The sequence below is a fragment of the Sphingobium cyanobacteriorum genome, assembly GCF_030580935.1.
Taxonomy (GTDB): domain Bacteria; phylum Pseudomonadota; class Alphaproteobacteria; order Sphingomonadales; family Sphingomonadaceae; genus Sphingobium; species Sphingobium cyanobacteriorum.
The window spans coordinates 98,781-116,018 of sequence record NZ_JAUQOM010000002.1 but is presented as its reverse complement, the minus strand read 5'-3'; the positions used below and the strand labels follow the sequence as shown (position 1 = coordinate 116,018).

Here is a 17,238-nt window from a genome sequence, read left to right as displayed (position 1 = left end):
CCGATCAGTTCTCGTCGCCCATGCGCAGCGCGGCGATGAAGGCTTCCTGCGGAATCTGGACCGATCCATATTCGCGCATCCGCTTCTTGCCTTCCTTCTGCTTGTCGAGCAGCTTCTTCTTGCGGCTGATGTCGCCGCCATAGCATTTGGCGGTCACGTCCTTGCGCATCGCGGCGATCGTTTCGCGTGCGATCACCTTGCCGCCGATCGCCGCCTGAATGGGGATCTTGAACAGGTGGCGGGGGATCAGATCCTTCAGCCGCTCGCACATGCCGCGCCCGCGCGATTCGGCGGTGCCGCGATGGACGATCATGGACAGCGCATCGACGGGTTCGCTGTTCACCATGATGCTCATCTTGACCAGGTCGCCCTCGCGATAGCCGATCTGGTGATAGTCGAAGCTGGCATAGCCCCGGCTGATGGACTTGAGGCGATCATAGAAGTCGAACACGACTTCGTTCAATGGCAGTTCGTATGTGACCTGCGCCCGGCCACCCACATAGGTCAGGTTCTTCTGGATGCCGCGCCGGTCCTGGCAAAGTTTCAGGATGGAGCCGAGATATTCGTCGGGGCAATAGATGATCGCCTCGATCCACGGCTCCTCGATCTCGTCGATCTTGGTGGGGTCGGGCATGTCGGCCGGATTGTGCAGCTCGATCTCGCCTGCGCCATAGGTGAGCTGGATCTTGTACACCACCGACGGCGCGGTGGTGATGAGGTCGAGATCATATTCGCGGGTCAGCCGTTCCTGGATGATTTCCAGATGGAGCAGACCCAGGAAGCCGCAGCGGAAGCCGAAACCCAGCGCCGCGCTGCTCTCCATTTCGAAGGAGAAGCTGGCGTCATTGAGGCGCAGCTTGCTGATCGAATCGCGCAGCTTGTCGAAATCGTTCGCATCGACCGGGAACAGGCCGCAGAACACCACCGGCTGCACTTCCTTGAAGCCCGGCAGCGGCTTGGCCGCCGGGTTCTTGACCGTGGTGATGGTGTCGCCCACGCGGGTCTGGCTGATATCCTTGATCTGCGCGGTGATGAAGCCGATCTCGCCGGGGCCAAGTTCCGGCAACTGTTCGATCTTGGGCCGCATGCAACCCACCCGATCGACCAGATGTTCGGTGCCGCCGATCATGAACTTGACGTTCTGCCCCTTCCTGATGACGCCGTTCATGACGCGCACCAGGATGACGACGCCCAGATAGGGGTCATACCATGAATCGACCAGCATCGCTTCCAGCGGCGCGTCGCGATCGCCCTTGGGCGGGGGGATTTTCCTGACGATGGCTTCGAGGATATCGTCGATGCCGATGCCCGACTTGGCGCTGGCCAGCACCGCTTCGGATGCGTCCAGGCCAATCACTTCCTCGATTTCCGCGCGCACCTTTTCCGGTTCGGCGGCGGGCAGGTCGATCTTGTTGAGGACCGGCACGATCTCATGATCATGCTCGATCGACTGATAGACGTTGGCCAGCGTCTGCGCTTCCACGCCCTGCGCGGCGTCCACCACCAGCAGCGCGCCTTCACAGGCGGCCAGGCTGCGCGACACTTCATAGGCGAAGTCGACATGGCCCGGCGTGTCCATCAGGTTGAGTTCGTAGGTTTCGCCATTTTTCGCGACATAATCGAGGCGCACGGTCTGCGCCTTGATGGTGATGCCGCGCTCTTTCTCGATATCCATATTATCGAGGACCTGGGCGCTCATCTCACGATCGGTCAGGCCGCCGGTGCGCTGGATCAGCCGGTCGGCCAGCGTCGATTTGCCATGGTCGATATGCGCGATGATGGAAAAATTGCGGATATGGCTGAGATCGGTCATCGGCGCCCGATAGCAGCGATTCTCCGCCCTGTCAGCAGGATCGCGCGCGGCGATGACAAGCGCCGTCATCTGCCGCCGCCTTGCTTGGAAGCAGCGGGCGGCTGTGATAGGCTGCCGCAAAAATAACCGGGGCCGCGCGATATTTTCTCAATACAGGAACGGGGTTGTTGAAATGCGTGGATTGAAGATGCTGGCCGCTGCGTCGGCTTGCCTTGCTGTGACGACATTGCCGGCGCTGGCGGCGGACAAGGGTTCATCGGGGCGCCAGGCCCAGACCAAGAAGCAGATGGAAATTCCCCGCTGCACCAAGCGACTGGGCACGGTCGCCATCGTGGAGCCGGACAATCAGTGGTGGCGCGAACTGAATCTGGGCAGTCCTGAAGCGATCATCAAATTGTTCGTGCAGCAGTCCGGCTGTTTCGGCATCGTCAACCGCGGCCGATCGATGGCCAGCCGCAACCTGGAACGCGCCATGGCCGATTCGGGCGAATTGCAGGCCGGGTCGAACCTGGGCAAGGGACAGGTGAAGGCGGCGGACTATTTCATCCAGCCCGACATCGTGACGACGAACAAGAATAGCGGCGGCAACGCCATTGGCGGCATGCTGGGCGGCATGCTGGGCGGCCGGATCGGCGGCGCGTTGCTGGGCGGCATTTCGGTCAAGAAGAGCGAGGCGAATGTCATGCTCTCCGTCGTCAATGCCCGCACCACCGAGGAAGAGGTGATGGCCGAAGGCTATTTCCGCAAGTCGGACCTGAGCTTTGGCGGCGGCGGCGGCCTCGGCTGGATGGGGGGCCTCGCCGCTGTGGGCGGTGGCGGCTACCAGAATACCGACATCGGCCAGGTGATCGTGCTCGCCTATCTCGACGCCTATACCAAGATGGTGACGCAGATGGGCGGATTGCCGGTCAATGCGGCGGCAGCGGCGCCGGTCGCACAATAAGCATTGCACCGCAGGGAAAGGAGGGCGCGGCCGGAAACGGCGGCGCCCTTTCTGCTCAGCCTTCGCTGACCACCGGCCTGCGGGCCGGGCGGCGCGTGTCACGCCGCCGTTTCCACCATGCCAGGATCGCTTCGCCCGCCGGACGCTCGACCACGCGATTGATCGCCGTGCCCAGCGTCAGCGCCACCAGGAAGGCAGCCGCAAAACCGATCCACGGGCTGTAGCCGGCCCTGGCGCATTCCAGCATGACGACGAAGCCGACATGCTGGTGGATGAGGTAGAAGCTGTAGCTGATCCCGCCCAGCCAGACGAGCGGCCGCAGGGCGAGGAAGCGCAGATGGCCATGGATCAGCGCCACGAAGGCCATCAGCAGTACGAGGCCGACGACGGCGACATCCCATGTTTCCATGGTGGCGATCGACAGCAGGGCCAGTGCCGCATAGGGGGCCTGTTGCCACAGGCTGCGCTGCCCCCGCCAGACCCGGTAGGCCAGCATCCCGATGACGAAGAAGGGCGTATAGCGCAGCACCAGAAGCATGATGATCCGTTCCGGCATGTCGGGCCAGACCCAGAACAGCCAGCGAATCACCAGCCATCCCGCCAGCACCGGCTCCAGCCGCCGCACGCCTGCAAATTTCCAGATCGTGATCATGCAGAAATAGAAGGCGATTTCGACCGTCAGCGTCCAATAGGCGCCATCCACTTCGGGCAGGAAGGCGAAACCCTGGAGCATGGTCATATTGGCGAGGATCGCGAGCGGGCCGACCAGCAACTGGGTCGCATGCGCCAGATATTCGATCCCCAACGTCAGCAGCATCGCCACCAGATAGGCCGGATACAGCCGCGCGAAACGGTTGACGATGAAGTCCGCCACCGTCCCGATCCGGTCGAGCGTGAAGAAGATCGCGAAACCCGAAATGGTGAAGAACAGCAGGACACGGTAATTGCCGCCGGGAAAGCTGAACGGCACATGCGCCGCCTGCGGGAACAGTTCGTGGAACCGGGTCGAATAATGGAAAACCAGCACGCACAGCGCGCCGATGCCGCGCAACGCATCCAATTCCGTCAGGCGGCCACGGGACGATAAGGATTCAACCACGTCGCTTCATAGCAATAGCACAGCAACGAATCCGTTAAGATCGTGGTTAATGACAGAATTTTCGTTGCTATAGTTTGTCCGTTTATGGCGCGGGTGATTCCGCCACCCGTTTCAGCCCCTGCAACTGCGCGGCCAGCACCTGATCGACCAGCGGCGCCATCGCCGCCGCACCGCCGCGCAGATAGCCGCCCACCACATAGGTCATCGTCACCCGCACGCCCTTTCCTGCGGGCGTGATGTGCATGTCCAGCGTGCCGACCACGCCCTCCCCCTGGAGCGGGCCGAGCGCGCCCGACAGGCGCAGCCTCTGGCCCGGCACGGCATAGATGACGCGCGCATGTTCGATCGTGCCCGACGGTCCCGCCCTGGCCGGGATGGTTTCGCAGAAACAGCCCCCTGCATGTGCGTCGATCGTCATGTTCGCCGAATCGCCGCTGTAGGTGTGGGCGCCGCTCCACCAGCGCCCCGGCTGGCCCAGCAGCGCATAGAGGCTGGCCGCGTCGGCGGCGATCTCGACCCGGTTCTCCGTCGCGAAGCCGATCTCGCTCGTGCCGGTAACAGCAGCATGGGCCGGCGCGGCCATCGCCACACCAGCCCATGCCAGAATCATCGATATGCGCATGTCATCCTCCCCCCATCATTGCGGGGCAGGAGACTATATCAGGCCGCGCCGCCGTCCAAGATGGCAGCGATGGCGACGGTCACGTCATCCATGTCCGCCATGCCATCCACGCGGCTGACGATGCCGCGCGCTTCATAGATCGGCAGGATCGGCGCGGTCTTGGCGCGATATTCGGCCATGCGGGTGCGCACCGTGTCCTCATTGTCGTCGGGACGGCGCTTGAACTCATGCCCATGGCACTTGTCGCACTCGCCCTCGACCTTGGGCCTGGCGAAGCTGTCATGATAGCCCGCCCCGCACGTCGCGCAGGTGAAGCGGCCGGTGATGCGTTCGACCAGCGCATCCTCGTTCACGTCCAGTTCGATCACATGGTCGAGCGTGCGGCCACGGTCGCTCAAAATGCCGTCGAGCGAATGGGCCTGCGCCTGCGTGCGCGGATAGCCGTCGAAGATCACGCCGGTATCGGCCGGCAGCGCGTCGAGCGCTTCACCGATGATGCCCGACACGATGTCATCGGACACCAGTTCGCCCGCTTCCATCACCGCCTTGGCCTTAAGGCCAATGGGCGTCCCCGCCTTCACCGCCGCGCGCAGCATGTCGCCGGTCGAAAGCTGCACCATGGACCGGCTTTCCACCAGCCTGGTCGCCTGCGTCCCCTTGCCGGCTCCCGGAGGGCCAAGCAGAATGATATTCATTACGCGCATTCTCCCCTGTTCGTGCGCCAATCGGAATCGGCTGCGCCCCTCAGCGCAAACGTCCCTTGAGCTTCGCCTTCTTGATCAGATCGCCATATTGATGGGCGAGCAGATGACTCTGGATCTGGGTCACGGTATCCACCGTAACATTGACCACGATCAACAGGCTAGTCCCGCCAAGGTAGAAGGGGATGCCCGCGCGCGCGATGGCAAATTCCGGCACCAGGCAGATGAAGGCCAGATAGGCCGCGCCGATGACGGTGATGCGCGTCAGCACATAGTCCAGATAATGTTCGGTATTCTTGCCCGGCCGGATACCGGGGATGAAGCCGCCGTTGCGCTTGAGATTGTCGGCCGTCTCTTCCGGGTTGAACACCACGGCGGTGTAGAAGAAGCAGAAAAAGACGATGCCCAGGCCATAGAGGCCCATATAGACCGGGCTGCCATGCGACAGATACTGGTTGAGCGACAGGATGAAGTCGCCCCACTTGCTTTCGCCCGCCACGGTCTGCCCCGCGAATTGCGAGATCGTCAACGGCATCAGCAGCAGCGAACTGGCGAAGATGGGCGGGATGACGCCGGCGGTGTTGACCTTGAGCGGCAGATGGCTGCGATCCGCCTGCATCAGGCCCTGGCGCGTCTGGCGCTTGGGATATTGGATTAGCACCCGGCGCTGCGCCCGTTCCATGAAACAGATCAGCAGGATGAGGCCCATCGCCATCACCATCACGAACATGATAAGCAGGCCGGAAATGGAGCCTTCGCTGCCCGACTTGAACAGGTTGCTGAGCGTCACCGGCAATTGCGCGACGATGCCCGCCATGATGATGAGCGACGTGCCGTTGCCGATGCCGCGCGAGGTGATCTGTTCACCCAGCCACATCAGGAACATGGTGCCGCCGATCAGCGACACAACCGCGGTCAGGCGGAACAGCAGGCCGGGATCGACCACCGCCGCGACGCCCGACTGGGCGCCGAAGCTTTCCAGCCCGACGGCGATGAAATAGCCCTGAACCGCCGTCAGACCGACAGTGCCATAGCGGGTATATTGGTTCAGCTTCTTGCGCCCGCTTTCGCCCTCCTTCTTGATCGCGGCAAGTTGCGGCGAGAGGGAGGCGGCAAGCTGCACCACGATCGAGGCGGTGATATAAGGCATCACGCCCAGCGCGATCAGGCTCATGCGCGAGAGCGACCCACCCGAAAAGGTGTTGAAGATGTCGAGGATGCCGCCGTTGGTCTGCTTGTAGAGCTGCGACAGGGCGGTCGGGTCAACGCCGGGCAGCGGCACGAAGCTCAGGAAACGGAACACGATCAACGCGCCCAGCGTGAACCACAGGCGCTTCTTGAGGTCGGTCGCCTGGCTGAACTTTGCGAGGCTGAGATTGGATGCGAGCTGGTCGGCTCTCGATGCCATGGTGGCTGCCCTTCAAATCACTCATGCCCGGATGGAATATGGGCCGGAATCGGGAATCCCCTTAACGGGGCCGTGGGGCGCTGTCGAACCGGGATTTGCCGTTTATGCGACAAAATAGCGTCCCCGGATGCACATGACCCCGCCGCCCATATCGGGCAGCGGGGTCATGCATGCAAGTCTCAGGCGAAAAATCAGCCCTGCCTGGCGGCTTTCCTGGCGGCCAGGGTCGTGCCCTTCTTGGCCTTCGCCTTGTCGGCGGCCGGGACGACGGCGATCACTTCGACCTTGCCGCCCGCCTTTTCGACAGCGTCGATGGCGCTTTGCGACGCGCCCGCGACCAGGAAGCTGACCTTGGCGGTCAGTTCACCCTTGGCCAGGAGGCGGACGCCATCCTTGCCACCGCGGGTCAGGCTGGCGGCGTTCAGCGCGGCCTGATCGATGGTGGCGGCAGCGTCCAGCTTGCCGGCGTCGATCGCCTTCTGCACCGCGCCCAGGTTCACGATCGCGTAATCCTTGGCAAAGATGTTGTTGAAGCCGCGCTTCGGGATGCGCATGTGGAGCGGCATCTGACCACCTTCGAAGCCGTTGATGCTGACGCCCGAACGCGCCTTCGCACCCTTCTGGCCGCGCCCGGCGGTCTTGCCCTTGCCGGAACCGATGCCGCGTCCGACGCGCATCCGGCCCTTGCGGGCGCCATCATTGTCCTTGATTTCGTTCAGTTTCATATCGTGCACTCGCTTTCGCTTGGTTCGCGCGAGGCTCGGTTGCGAAGCAATCGAGCCGATGCCCCAGCGAAAGCTGGGGCCGGTTAAGGCCTGGCGCTTCCTGTCGAGGAACCGCCAATTGGCCGGAGATCCCGGTATTCGCCGGGATTGTGGATGCGCGCCTTTAGCCCCCATCCACAAAAAACGAAAGAGGGGTCGCCCCCTCTTGCGCTCTTATATCATCCGGTCGGAAAGCTTCAGCCTTCGACCACGGCCACCATGTGGGGCAGCTTCCTGATGGCGCCGCGGACTTCCGCAGTGTCTTCCAATTCCACCACGCGGTGCATCTTGCCAAGGCCCAGGCCGATCAGAATCTTCTTCTGGTCGGCGGGGCGACGGATCGGCGAACCGATCTGCTTGATCTTGATCTTCGCCATATCAGTTACTCCGCAATCGCTTCGGCATCAGCCTGCGCGACTTCAGCGGACGCACCGCCACGACGCAGAAGGTCGGCGACCTTCTTGCCACGGCGCTGCGCCACCGACTTGGGGCTGGTCTGTTCGCCCAGCGCCGCGAAGGTCGCACGGATCATGTTATAGGGGTTGGACGTGCCGTTCGACTTGGTCACGACGTCCGCGACGCCGAGGCTTTCGAACACGGCGCGCATCGGACCACCGGCGATGATGCCCGTACCGGCCGGGGCCGAACGCACCGTCACCTTGCCCGCACCGAAATGGCCCAGGCCATCATGATGCAGGGTGCGGCCTTCCTTCAGCGGTACGCGGACCATCGCCTTCTTGGCGGCGGCGGTCGCCTTGCTGATGGCTTCGGGCACTTCGCGCGCCTTGCCATGGCCAAAGCCGGCACGACCCTTGCCGTCGCCGACAACGACCAGCGCCGCGAAACCGAAGCGCTTGCCGCCCTTGACGGTCTTGGAGACGCGGTTGATGTGAACCAGCTTCTCGATCAGTTCCTCGCCCTGCTCCTCGTCGCGGTTGCCGCCGCGACGATCATCACGACGGCCACGGCCGCCGCGATCGCCACGGTTGCGGTCATTGCCGCCACCGCCGCCGCGGTTGCCACGGCCACGGCCGGGACCACGACCTTCGGTCGGTGCAGTCGCTTCGGCACCCTCGACGGGCGCGACGACTTCGTTGGTGTTTTCGTCAGCCATGATCAGAACTCCAGCCCGCCTTCGCGGGCGGCATCGGCCAGCGCCTTGACGCGGCCATGGAACAGGAAGCCACCACGGTCGAACACGACACGGGTGACGCCGGCAGCGGTCGCCGCAGCGGCGACGCGCTTGCCGACTTCGGCTGCGGCTTCGGTGCTGGCGCCGGTCTTGCCCAGCGCCTTGGAGCCGACATCCTTGTCCAGGGTCGATGCCGACGCGACGGTCTTGCCGGCGGCGTCATCGATGACCTGGGCGTAGATGTGACGGCCCGAACGGTGGACGCTGAGGCGGGGCTTGTGGCCCGATACAGCCTTGAGCGCGGTGCGGACGCGGCGGCGACGCCGCGCGAAGAGGGAAAGCTTTGCCATCTTACTTCTTCTTCCCTTCCTTGCGGAAGATGAATTCGCCAGCATATTTGATACCCTTGCCCTTATAGGGTTCGGGCTTGCGCCAGCGACGGATTTCGGCTGCGACCTGACCGACCTTCTGCTTGTCGATGCCGCTGATCTCGACCGTGGTGTTGTCCGGGGTCTTGATCTCGATGCCGTCCGGCACCGCGAAATCGACATCATGCGAATAGCCAAGCTGCAACTTCAGGGTCTTGCCCTGCGAGTTGGCACGATAGCCGACGCCGGTGATGAGCAGCTTCTTGGAAAAGCCCTCGGTCACGCCCGTCACCAGGTTCTGGACCAGCGTGCGCTGCATCCCCCAGAAGGCGCGCGCCGCCTTGGTCTTGTTGGCCGGCTGCACGGAGATGCCGTCATTTTCCAGCGTGTAGCTGATCTCGTCGCGCAGCGGCATGGCGAGGGTGCCCTTGGGCCCCTTCACCGAAAGCTGCCCGCCTTCGATGGTCGCCGTCACCCCAGCGGGGATCGCGACCGGCTTTTTACCGATGCGGCTCATCAGAACACCTCCGCCAGCACTTCGCCACCGACATTCTGCTCACGCGCTTCGGCGTCGGACAGAACGCCACGGGGCGTCGAGACAATGGTGATGCCCAGGCCATTGCGGACCACCGGCAGTTCCTTGGAACCCGAATAGACGCGGCGGCCAGGCTTGGACACGCGCGCGACATGCTTGATCGCGGGCTGGCCCTCGAAATATTTCAGCTCGATGCGCAGGCCCGGATGCTTGCCAAGGGCTTCCTCGGAATAGCCGCGGATGTAGCCTTCGCGCTGGAGCACGTCGAGCACGCGGGCGCGCAGCTTGGACGCGGGGGACACAACGCTGTCCTTCTTCGCCTGCTGCCCGTTGCGGATGCGGGTGAGCATATCACCCAGGGGATCGGTCAATGCCATCTCAAATGATCCTTACCAGCTCGACTTGGTGACGCCGGGGATCAGGCCCTTGTTGGCCAGATCACGCAGCTGCACGCGGCAGAGGCGGAATTTGCGGTAGTAAGCGCGGGGACGCCCGGTAAGTTCGCAGCGGTTCCGAACGCGGGTCGGATTGCCGTTGCGGGGAATCTCCGCCATCTTCAGACGCGCGATCAGACGATCGCTGTCATCGGCCGCGGTATCATTCGCGATCGCCTTGAGCTTCGCATAGCGGCCGGCATATTTCTTCACCAGCTTCTTGCGGCGCTCGTTCTTGTTGATCGAACTCAGTTTCGCCATGACTTAAGTTCTCTTCCTTAGCTTAAGCGTTGGGAGAGAAGCGGGGCCTTAAAATTAGGCCGCCTGCTTCTCTTCGATCGGGAAGGGGAAGCCGAAGAGGCGCAGCAGTTCGCGCGCTTCCTCGTCCGTCTTCGCCGTGGTGGTGACGATGATGTCCATGCCCCGAACCTTGTCGATCTTGTCGTAGCTGATTTCCGGGAAAATCAACTGCTCCTTGATGCCGAAGGCATAGTTGCCACGTCCATCGAAGCTCTTGGGGTTCAGGCCGCGGAAGTCGCGCACGCGGGGCAGCGCGATGTTGATCAGGCGGTCCAGAAATTCATACATGCGCTCGCGGCGCAGCGTGACCTTGGCGCCGATCGGCATGCCTTCACGCAGCTTGAACTGCGCGATGGACTTGCGCGCCTTGGTGATGACCGGCTTCTGCCCGGCGATCAGTTCCATTTCCTCGGCGGCCTGCGTGACCTTCTTCTTGTCCTGGGTCGCTTCGCCCACGCCCATGTTGAGCACGATCTTTTCGATCCGGGGGACTTCCATGACGTTCTGGTAACCGAACTTCTCGGTCATCGCCTTGGCGATTTCGGCGTCATATTGCGCCTTCGAGCGGGGAATATATGTGTCGCTCATTACAGCACCTCACCGGACTTGACGGCGACGCGGACCTTCTTGCCGTCGCGGTCCTCGAAACGGACGCGGGTCGGCTTGCCATCCTTGTCGGCGACAGCGACGTTCGAAATGTGCAGCGGCGCCGGCTTGCGATCGATGCCACCCTGCGGGTTGGCCTGATCGGGCTTGCGGTGACGCGCATGGACGTTGATGCCTTCGACGAGGACCTTGTCCTCCTTCGGCATCACCTGAAGGACAGCGCCGGTGCGGCCCTTGTCCTTGCCGGCCAGGACGACGATCTTGTCGCCCTTCTTGATCTTGGCAGCGCTCATTACAGCACCTCAGGAGCGAGCGAGATGATCTTCATGTGCTGCTTGGCGCGCAGCTCACGAACGACGGGGCCAAAGATGCGGGTGCCGATCGGCTCCTGGTTCTTGTTGATCAGCACGGCGGCATTGCCGTCGAAGCGGATCACCGAACCGTCGGCGCGACGGATATCCTTGGCGGTGCGGACGATGACGGCGCGATGCACGTCACCCTTCTTCACCTTGCCGCGCGGCGCGGCCTCCTTGATCGAGACGACGATGATGTCGCCCACGCTGGCGAAGCGACGCTTCGACCCGCCCAGCACCTTGATGCACTGGACGCGCTTGGCACCGCTGTTGTCAGCGACGTCAAGATTGGATTGCATCTGGATCATAGATCCGGTTCCTTCTTATTTGGCCTACCGGGGCAATTCCCGGCGGTTCCGAATTCAAGTGCATAGAGACTCACAGGAGCCTTTGACTCTACGCGAAGCGCGGGCCTGTAGCCTTTCCCGGAGGAAAAGGCCAGCCCCGCGCCGCGATTTTAGTACAAAGGCCCGGCGGGCCTCCCTCAGGCCGCCGTTTCCGGCGACTTGTGGGTGTCCACGCGCTCGATGACCTTCCAGGTCTTGAGCTTGGAAATCGGTGCGGTCTCCTCGATGCGGACCGTCTCGCCTTCCTTGTAGACATTGCCCTCGTCATGGGCATGATATTTCTTCGAACGGCGGATGATCTTGCCGTAGAGCGCATGCTTAACCTTGCGCTCCACCCGCACCACCACCGTCTTGTCGGTCTTGTCGGAAACCACCGTTCCCGTCAGCACGCGCTTGGGCATCGTGTGTTTCCTTTACTTCGCGGCCGAGCGGGTGCGCTCGGTCTGCAGGGTCTTGATCTGCGCGATCGACCGGCGGACTTCCTTGACCCGGCTCGGCTTTTCGAGCTGGTTGGTGGCCGCCTGGAAACGCAGGTTGAACTGCTCGCGCTTCAGGTTGTTGAGTTCGGTCGACAGTTCGTCGTCCGTCTTGGTCTTGAGGTCTGCGACGTTGGCCACGGCTTAACCCTCCAGGTGCGAGGTGTCGCCGAGGCGGGCGACAACCTTCGTCTTGATGGGCAGCTTCATCGCGGCGCGCGAGAATGCCTCTGCTGCGAGCGGACCGGGCACGCCGTCCAGTTCGAACAGGATACGGCCCGGCTTGACGCGCGCCGCCCAATATTCGACCGAACCCTTGCCCTTGCCCTGACGGACTTCGGCAGGCTTCTTGGACACCGGCACGTCGGGGAACACGCGGATCCACAACCGGCCCTGACGGCGGATGTGGCGGGTGATCGCGCGGCGGGCCGCTTCGATCTGGCGTGCGGTGACACGTTCGGGTTCCAGGGCCTTGAGACCATAGGAGCCGAAATTCAAGGCCGAGCCACCCTTGGCATCGCCCTTGATCCGACCCTTGAAGGTCTTGCGGAACTTCATTTTCTTCGGTTGCAGCATGACGCTATACCTACCTTATTCTCAGCGCGCCGGGCGCACACCGGAGGTCTGAGCCTCCAGCATCAGCCGGTCGGTCGCGAACGGATCATGGCCGAGAATCTCGCCCTTGAAGATCCAGACCTTGATGCCGCAAACGCCATAGGCGGTGTGCGCCGTGGCTTCGGCATAGTCGACGTTCGCACGCAGCGTATGCAACGGCACGCGGCCTTCGCGATACCATTCGACACGCGCGATCTCCGCGCCGCCCAGACGGCCGCCGCAGGTGATCTTGATGCCTTCGGCACCCAGACGCAGGGCCGACTGCACCGCACGCTTCATCGCGCGGCGGAACGCGACACGGCGTTCCAACTGATCGGCGATGCCCTGTGCGACGAGCTTGGAATCGACTTCCGGCTTGCGGATCTCGACGATGTTCAGCGACACGTCGGACGAGGTCAGCGCGCCCAGCTTCTTGCGAAGCTTTTCGATGTCCGCGCCCTTCTTGCCGATGATGACACCCGGACGGGCGGCATAGATCGACACGCGGCACAGCTTGGCCGGACGCTCGATCACGACCTTGGAGATCGCGGCCTGCGGCAGGGTCTTCATGATGAACTGGCGAATCTTGAGATCCTCCAGCAGCAGACGCCCATAGTCCGCGCCTTCGGCGAACCAGCGGCTGTCCCAGGTGCGGTTGATCTGCAGACGCAGACCGATCGGATTGCTCTTGTGACCCATGTGCTTACGCCTCCGCTTCTTCGGCCGCTTCCCGTACGACGATGCGCACGCGGCTGAAGGGCTTCAGGATCCGGGTCGACTTGCCGCGGCCGCGAGCGTGGAAGCGCTTGAGGGTGAAGCTCTTGCCCACCGATGCTTCCGCGACGACCAGAGCGTCGACATCCAGATTGTGATTATTTTCCGCATTGGCGATGGCCGAAGCCAGCACCTTGCGCACGTCGACCGCCATCGCCTTCTTGGAGAAGGCGAGGATGTTCAGCGCGTCCTCGACCTTGCGGCCGCGGATCAGCGTGGCGACCAGGTTCAGCTTCTGGGCCGAACCACGGATCTGCGTGCCAACGGCCAGTGCTTCATTGTCGGCGACGCGACGGGGAGCCTTTTCCTTGCTCATCAGCGCTTGCCCTTCTTGTCGGCGGCGTGGCCGGGGAAGTAGCGGGTCGGGGCGAATTCGCCCAGCTTGTGACCTACCATTTCCTCGTTCACGACGACAGGAACATGCTTGCGGCCATTATAGACGTTGAACGTCAGGCCAACGAACTGCGGCAGGATGGTGGAGCGGCGCGACCAGGTCTTGATCGGACCGGCACGGCCACCCGCGTCCTGCGCGGTTTCCGCCTTCTTCAGAAGGCTGAGGTCCACGAAAGGACCTTTCCAGACGGAACGAGCCATCTCGCTTACCTCTTCTTCTTCGCGTGGCGGCTACGGATAATCATCTTGTCCGTCGCCTTGTTGTGGCGGGTGCGGGCACCCTTGGTCGGCTTGCCCCAGGGGGTGACCGGATGACGGCCGCCCGATGTGCGGCCTTCACCACCACCATGCGGGTGATCGACCGGGTTCTTGGCGACACCGCGCGTCAGCGGGCGGATGCCGTTCCAACGGTTGCGGCCGGCCTTGGCCAGGTTGGTGTTGCCATTGTCCGGGTTGCTGACGGCGCCGATGGTGCCCATGCAGTCTGAACGGATGTAGCGCTGCTCACCCGACGAGAGACGCACCATCACCATGCCGCGATCGCGACCGACGAGCTGGGCATAGGTGCCCGCCGAGCGGCAGAGCTGACCGCCCTTGCCCGGCTTCATCTCGATATTGTGGATGATCGTGCCGACCGGCATCTGACCCAGTTCCATCGCGTTGCCCGGCTTCACGTCGGTCTTTTTACCCGCGATGACCTTGTCACCGGGGGCCAGACGCTGCGGCGCCAGGATATAGCTCTGGGTGCCGTCGGGATAGTTGACCAGCGCGATGAAGGCGGTGCGGTTGGGGTCATATTCCAGACGCTCGACCGTGCCCTCGACATCCCACAAGCGACGCTTGAAGTCGATGATGCGGTAACGCTGCTTGTGACCGCCACCGATGCCGCGCGAGGTCACATGCCCCTTGTTGTTGCGGCCGCCGGTCTTGCGCTTGCCTTCGGTCAGCGCCTTGACGGGCTTGCCCTTGTGCAGGCTGGACTTGTCGACCAGGATCAGGCCGCGCTGGGCCGGGCTGGTCGGGTTATAATGCTTCAGAGCCATCTCAGCGGACTCCCTCGGTGATGTCGATCGACTGGCCTTCGGCCAGGCGGACGATCGCCTTCTTCACATCGGTGCGCTTGTAGGGCTTGCCCTTCCAGCGCTTCGTCTTGCCCTTGACGACCAGCGTGTTGACGCTCTTGACGTCCACGCCCCAGATCGCTTCGACGGCAGCCTTGATCTCCGGCTTCGACGCATCGCCGGCGACCTTGAAGACGACGGCGTTGTTTTCGGAGAGAAGGGTCGACTTCTCGGTGATGTGCGGGGCGACAACCACGTCATAATGACGGTTGGCGACGGCCGCGGCTTCTTTTTTAGCCATTGAAACGGGCCTCCAGCTTTTCGACCGCGGCGCGGGTGAGCACCAGCGAGTCGGCCTTCAGAATGTCATAGACATTGGCGCCAACGGCAGGGAGCAGGTCCACGCCGATGATGTTCGCCGAAGCCTTCGCGAAGCTGACATTGACCGCATCGCCGTCGATGAACAGCACCTTGGTCAGGTTCAGCTTGGCAAGGCTGGCGACCAGCGCCTTGGTCTTGCCTTCGGCCACGTCCAGGCTGTCGATGATCGTCAGCGTGCCCGCCTTCGCCTTCGACGACAGCGCCATCTTCAGGCCCAGCGCGCGAACCTTCTTGTTCAGCGAGGGGTTGAAGTCGCGGACGCGGGCGCCGTGCGCCTTACCACCGCCGATGAACACCGGCGCGCGGCGATCGCCGTGACGGGCGGTGCCGCCGCCCTTCTGGCGGCCGAACTTCTTGCCGGTGCGGGCGACATCACTACGCTCACGGGTGCCGCGCGCGGTGCCGCGACGCTTTTCGAGCTGCCAGGTGACGACGCGGTGCAGAATGTCGGCGCGCGGCTCCAGGCCGAACACGTCGTCATTCAGTTCCAGTTCGCCGGCGGCCTGCGCGTCGAGGGTCTGTACATTGACCTTCATGGTTTAGCCCTCCTGGCCTTCGGTCGCTTCGGGAGCGGCCGCTTCCGCGGGCGTTTCAGCCGGAGCGGGGTTGCTGTTGGCAGCCTGCTTCAGGCTGGCGGGATACGGCACGTCGGCCGGACGCTTCACCTTGACGGCGTCGCTGACGGTGAGCCAGGTGCCCTTGGCGCCCGGAACGCTGCCCTTGACGAACAGCAGGCCACGCTCGACATCGGTGCGCACGATTTCCAGATTCTGCTGGGTCCGCTCACGGTCGCCCATGTGGCCGGCCATCTTCTTGTTCTTGAAAACGCGACCCGGATCCTGACGATTACCCGTCGAACCATGGGCACGGTGGCTGATCGACACGCCATGGGTGGCGCGCATGCCGCCGAAGCCCCAGCGCTTCATGGCGCCGGCAAAACCCTTACCCTGGGTGTGACCGGCAACATCGACCAACTGGCCGGCGATGAAATGATCGGCCGCGATCTCTGCGCCGACATCGAGGAGCGCGTCCTCGGCGACACGGAATTCGACCAGACGCGCCTTCGGCTCCACTTCCGCCTTGGCGAAGTGGCCGCGCTGCGGCTTGGCGACATTCTTGACCTTCGCGACGCCCGCACCGAGCTGAACCGCGACATAACCGTCACGATCGACTTCCTTGCGAGCCACGACCTGATTGCCCTCAAGGGCAAGAACCGTAACGGGAATATGACGTCCGTCCTCTTGGAACAGACGGGTCATCCCGACTTTCTTAGCGATCACGCCTGTGCGCATCACCGATTACTCCCATAGAGGCCCGCAGCGCCAGGTCATTCTGGGCAACGGGCGTATCCAACGAAAAAACCGCTCAGGATCTCTCCTTCGCGGCCCAACCCAAAATATAGATCACCCCGTCCGGGTTGGATGCCACCCCCTGCCCGGGAACGGCGACGGGGGACCAGGACCACGTGCCTGTCCGGTTTGCCGGAGAGGCCGTGCGGTATCCCTTGTGTCGTGTGAGCTTCCGGTTTCCCGAAATGCCCGATACCCTGCCCAGCTTTCGCAGAGCAGGAACTTGCCGGCTTGCCCACCCCGGCCTTCGCCGGGGCTACAGGCAAACCCGCTTAAGCGAGTTTGATCTCGACGTTGACGCCGGCAGCCAGGTCCAGCTTCATCAGCGCGTCGACCGTCTGCGGCGTCGGCTGCACAATGTCAAGCATGCGCTTGTAGGTGCGGACCTCGAACTGCTCGCGCGATTTCTTGTCGATGTGCGGGCCACGGTTGACCGTGAACTTTTCGATGCGCGTCGGAAGGGGAATCGGACCGCGAATGAGGGCGCCGGTGCGGCGGGCGGTGTCGGCGATGTCGCCGGTCGCCTGATCGAGCACGCGATGATCGAACGCCTTGAGGCGAATGCGGATATTGCTGTCCATAGTTCCTGTACCGATGCGAAAGAGCCAAAAACCGGAGCATTGTGAAAATCAGCCGGAGCAGCCGATGATTTACAAAATGCGCCAACAAAAAATATCCGCCCCGTCCATTGCCCTTCTAGCTCGCAAGAGCCGGAGAAAGACGATCCGGGGCGGTTAAAATCCTCAGCGGCGCGAATCGGGTGATTCGCGCCGCTGCGGTCCTAT

At 63.0% G+C, this 17,238-nt stretch carries 27 protein-coding genes; 1 reads left to right on the top strand and 26 read right to left on the bottom strand.

The window, feature by feature from the left end; translation table 11 throughout:
• Nucleotides 1-4: 4 nt before the first annotated feature.
• Nucleotides 5-1,813 carry a translation elongation factor 4 gene (gene lepA / locus Q4610_RS05420; RefSeq protein ID WP_304535548.1) on the bottom strand — a complete coding sequence of 603 codons (1,809 nt, stop codon included), beginning with the start codon at nucleotides 1,811-1,813 and terminating at the stop codon, nucleotides 5-7.
• Nucleotides 1,814-1,985: 172 nt separating this feature from the next.
• Between lepA and Q4610_RS05415 the strand changes: the two genes are divergently transcribed.
• Nucleotides 1,986-2,756 carry a CsgG/HfaB family protein gene (locus Q4610_RS05415; protein ID WP_304534982.1) on the top strand — a complete coding sequence of 257 codons (771 nt, stop codon included), beginning with the start codon at nucleotides 1,986-1,988 and terminating at the stop codon, nucleotides 2,754-2,756.
• A gap of 55 nt (nucleotides 2,757-2,811) precedes the next feature.
• Here the strand turns inward: Q4610_RS05415 and Q4610_RS05410 are convergent, their stop codons facing one another.
• The 25 genes from Q4610_RS05410 to rpsJ all read right to left on the bottom strand — a co-directional run bounded on the left by Q4610_RS05410 (nucleotide 2,812) and on the right by rpsJ (nucleotide 17,034).
• Nucleotides 2,812-3,855: an acyltransferase family protein gene (locus tag Q4610_RS05410; RefSeq protein ID WP_304534981.1), complete on the bottom strand. Its 1,044-nt coding sequence runs from the start codon at nucleotides 3,853-3,855 to the stop codon at nucleotides 2,812-2,814.
• An 82-nt stretch (nucleotides 3,856-3,937) separates the two neighbouring features.
• Nucleotides 3,938-4,477: an SRPBCC family protein gene (locus Q4610_RS05405; RefSeq protein ID WP_304534980.1), complete on the bottom strand. Its 540-nt coding sequence runs from the start codon at nucleotides 4,475-4,477 to the stop codon at nucleotides 3,938-3,940.
• Nucleotides 4,478-4,515: 38 nt separating this feature from the next.
• Nucleotides 4,516-5,172, bottom strand: coding sequence for an adenylate kinase (locus Q4610_RS05400; RefSeq protein WP_304534979.1), 657 nt, complete (start codon nucleotides 5,170-5,172; stop codon nucleotides 4,516-4,518).
• 49 nt (nucleotides 5,173-5,221) lie between these two features.
• Nucleotides 5,222-6,586 (bottom strand): preprotein translocase subunit SecY, encoded by a 1,365-nt coding sequence (secY, locus tag Q4610_RS05395; RefSeq protein ID WP_304534978.1) that lies wholly within the window; start codon nucleotides 6,584-6,586, stop codon nucleotides 5,222-5,224.
• Between the two features lie 191 nt (nucleotides 6,587-6,777).
• Entirely contained in the window at nucleotides 6,778-7,311 is a 534-nt protein-coding gene (rplO, locus tag Q4610_RS05390) for a 50S ribosomal protein L15 (protein ID WP_304534977.1), read from the bottom strand.
• Between the two features lie 236 nt (nucleotides 7,312-7,547).
• Nucleotides 7,548-7,727, bottom strand: coding sequence for a 50S ribosomal protein L30 (gene rpmD / locus Q4610_RS05385; protein ID WP_304534976.1), 180 nt, complete (start codon nucleotides 7,725-7,727; stop codon nucleotides 7,548-7,550).
• A gap of 5 nt (nucleotides 7,728-7,732) precedes the next feature.
• Nucleotides 7,733-8,464: a 30S ribosomal protein S5 gene (rpsE, locus tag Q4610_RS05380; RefSeq protein ID WP_304534975.1), complete on the bottom strand. Its 732-nt coding sequence runs from the start codon at nucleotides 8,462-8,464 to the stop codon at nucleotides 7,733-7,735.
• 2 nt (nucleotides 8,465-8,466) lie between these two features.
• Nucleotides 8,467-8,832 carry a 50S ribosomal protein L18 gene (gene rplR / locus Q4610_RS05375; RefSeq protein ID WP_304534974.1) on the bottom strand — a complete coding sequence of 122 codons (366 nt, stop codon included), beginning with the start codon at nucleotides 8,830-8,832 and terminating at the stop codon, nucleotides 8,467-8,469.
• Between the two features lies 1 nt (nucleotide 8,833).
• Nucleotides 8,834-9,367, bottom strand: a complete 534-nt coding sequence (gene rplF / locus Q4610_RS05370) for a 50S ribosomal protein L6 (protein WP_304534973.1) — start codon at nucleotides 9,365-9,367, stop codon at nucleotides 8,834-8,836.
• Entirely contained in the window at nucleotides 9,367-9,762 is a 396-nt protein-coding gene (gene rpsH, locus Q4610_RS05365) for a 30S ribosomal protein S8 (RefSeq protein ID WP_021239751.1), read from the bottom strand. Before rpsH ends, rplF begins: the two co-directional genes overlap by 1 nt.
• Nucleotides 9,763-9,774: 12 nt before the next feature.
• Nucleotides 9,775-10,080: a 30S ribosomal protein S14 gene (gene rpsN, locus Q4610_RS05360; RefSeq protein ID WP_007707881.1), complete on the bottom strand. Its 306-nt coding sequence runs from the start codon at nucleotides 10,078-10,080 to the stop codon at nucleotides 9,775-9,777.
• Between the two features lie 54 nt (nucleotides 10,081-10,134).
• Nucleotides 10,135-10,707: a 50S ribosomal protein L5 gene (rplE, locus tag Q4610_RS05355; protein WP_304534972.1), complete on the bottom strand. Its 573-nt coding sequence runs from the start codon at nucleotides 10,705-10,707 to the stop codon at nucleotides 10,135-10,137.
• Entirely contained in the window at nucleotides 10,707-11,018 is a 312-nt protein-coding gene (rplX, locus tag Q4610_RS05350; RefSeq protein ID WP_093020415.1) for a 50S ribosomal protein L24, read from the bottom strand. Before rplX ends, rplE begins: the two co-directional genes overlap by 1 nt.
• Complete coding sequence (gene rplN / locus Q4610_RS05345; protein ID WP_304534971.1) at nucleotides 11,018-11,386, bottom strand: 50S ribosomal protein L14; 369 nt, start codon at nucleotides 11,384-11,386, stop codon at nucleotides 11,018-11,020. The genes rplX and rplN overlap by 1 nt, the downstream gene beginning before the upstream one ends.
• 176 nt (nucleotides 11,387-11,562) lie before the next feature.
• The gene (rpsQ, locus tag Q4610_RS05340) at nucleotides 11,563-11,826 is read right to left on the bottom strand and encodes a 30S ribosomal protein S17 (protein ID WP_006960320.1); all 264 of its coding nucleotides are present in this window, start codon (nucleotides 11,824-11,826) and stop codon (nucleotides 11,563-11,565) included.
• Nucleotides 11,827-11,838: 12 nt separating this feature from the next.
• Nucleotides 11,839-12,042, bottom strand: a complete 204-nt coding sequence (gene rpmC / locus Q4610_RS05335) for a 50S ribosomal protein L29 (RefSeq protein ID WP_184269416.1) — start codon at nucleotides 12,040-12,042, stop codon at nucleotides 11,839-11,841.
• Nucleotides 12,043-12,045: 3 nt separating this feature from the next.
• On the bottom strand, nucleotides 12,046-12,477 hold the full coding sequence (rplP, locus tag Q4610_RS05330; RefSeq protein WP_179043900.1) for a 50S ribosomal protein L16: 432 nt from the start codon (nucleotides 12,475-12,477) through the stop codon (nucleotides 12,046-12,048).
• Nucleotides 12,478-12,498: 21 nt separating this feature from the next.
• Entirely contained in the window at nucleotides 12,499-13,194 is a 696-nt protein-coding gene (gene rpsC / locus Q4610_RS05325; protein WP_304534970.1) for a 30S ribosomal protein S3, read from the bottom strand.
• Between the two features lie 4 nt (nucleotides 13,195-13,198).
• On the bottom strand, nucleotides 13,199-13,585 hold the full coding sequence (rplV, locus tag Q4610_RS05320; protein WP_013847761.1) for a 50S ribosomal protein L22: 387 nt from the start codon (nucleotides 13,583-13,585) through the stop codon (nucleotides 13,199-13,201).
• Nucleotides 13,585-13,863, bottom strand: coding sequence for a 30S ribosomal protein S19 (gene rpsS, locus Q4610_RS05315; protein WP_304534969.1), 279 nt, complete (start codon nucleotides 13,861-13,863; stop codon nucleotides 13,585-13,587). The genes rplV and rpsS overlap by 1 nt, the downstream gene beginning before the upstream one ends.
• A gap of 5 nt (nucleotides 13,864-13,868) precedes the next feature.
• On the bottom strand, nucleotides 13,869-14,705 hold the full coding sequence (gene rplB, locus Q4610_RS05310) for a 50S ribosomal protein L2 (RefSeq protein WP_304534968.1): 837 nt from the start codon (nucleotides 14,703-14,705) through the stop codon (nucleotides 13,869-13,871).
• 1 nt (nucleotide 14,706) lies between these two features.
• The gene (locus Q4610_RS05305; protein WP_304534967.1) at nucleotides 14,707-15,024 is read right to left on the bottom strand and encodes a 50S ribosomal protein L23; all 318 of its coding nucleotides are present in this window, start codon (nucleotides 15,022-15,024) and stop codon (nucleotides 14,707-14,709) included.
• Entirely contained in the window at nucleotides 15,017-15,640 is a 624-nt protein-coding gene (rplD, locus tag Q4610_RS05300) for a 50S ribosomal protein L4 (RefSeq protein WP_304534966.1), read from the bottom strand. The genes Q4610_RS05305 and rplD overlap by 8 nt, the downstream gene beginning before the upstream one ends.
• A gap of 3 nt (nucleotides 15,641-15,643) precedes the next feature.
• On the bottom strand, nucleotides 15,644-16,396 hold the full coding sequence (gene rplC / locus Q4610_RS05295; protein ID WP_304535547.1) for a 50S ribosomal protein L3: 753 nt from the start codon (nucleotides 16,394-16,396) through the stop codon (nucleotides 15,644-15,646).
• Nucleotides 16,397-16,725: 329 nt separating this feature from the next.
• Nucleotides 16,726-17,034, bottom strand: a complete 309-nt coding sequence (rpsJ, locus tag Q4610_RS05290) for a 30S ribosomal protein S10 (RefSeq protein WP_007686587.1) — start codon at nucleotides 17,032-17,034, stop codon at nucleotides 16,726-16,728.
• Nucleotides 17,035-17,238: the final 204 nt, after the last annotated feature.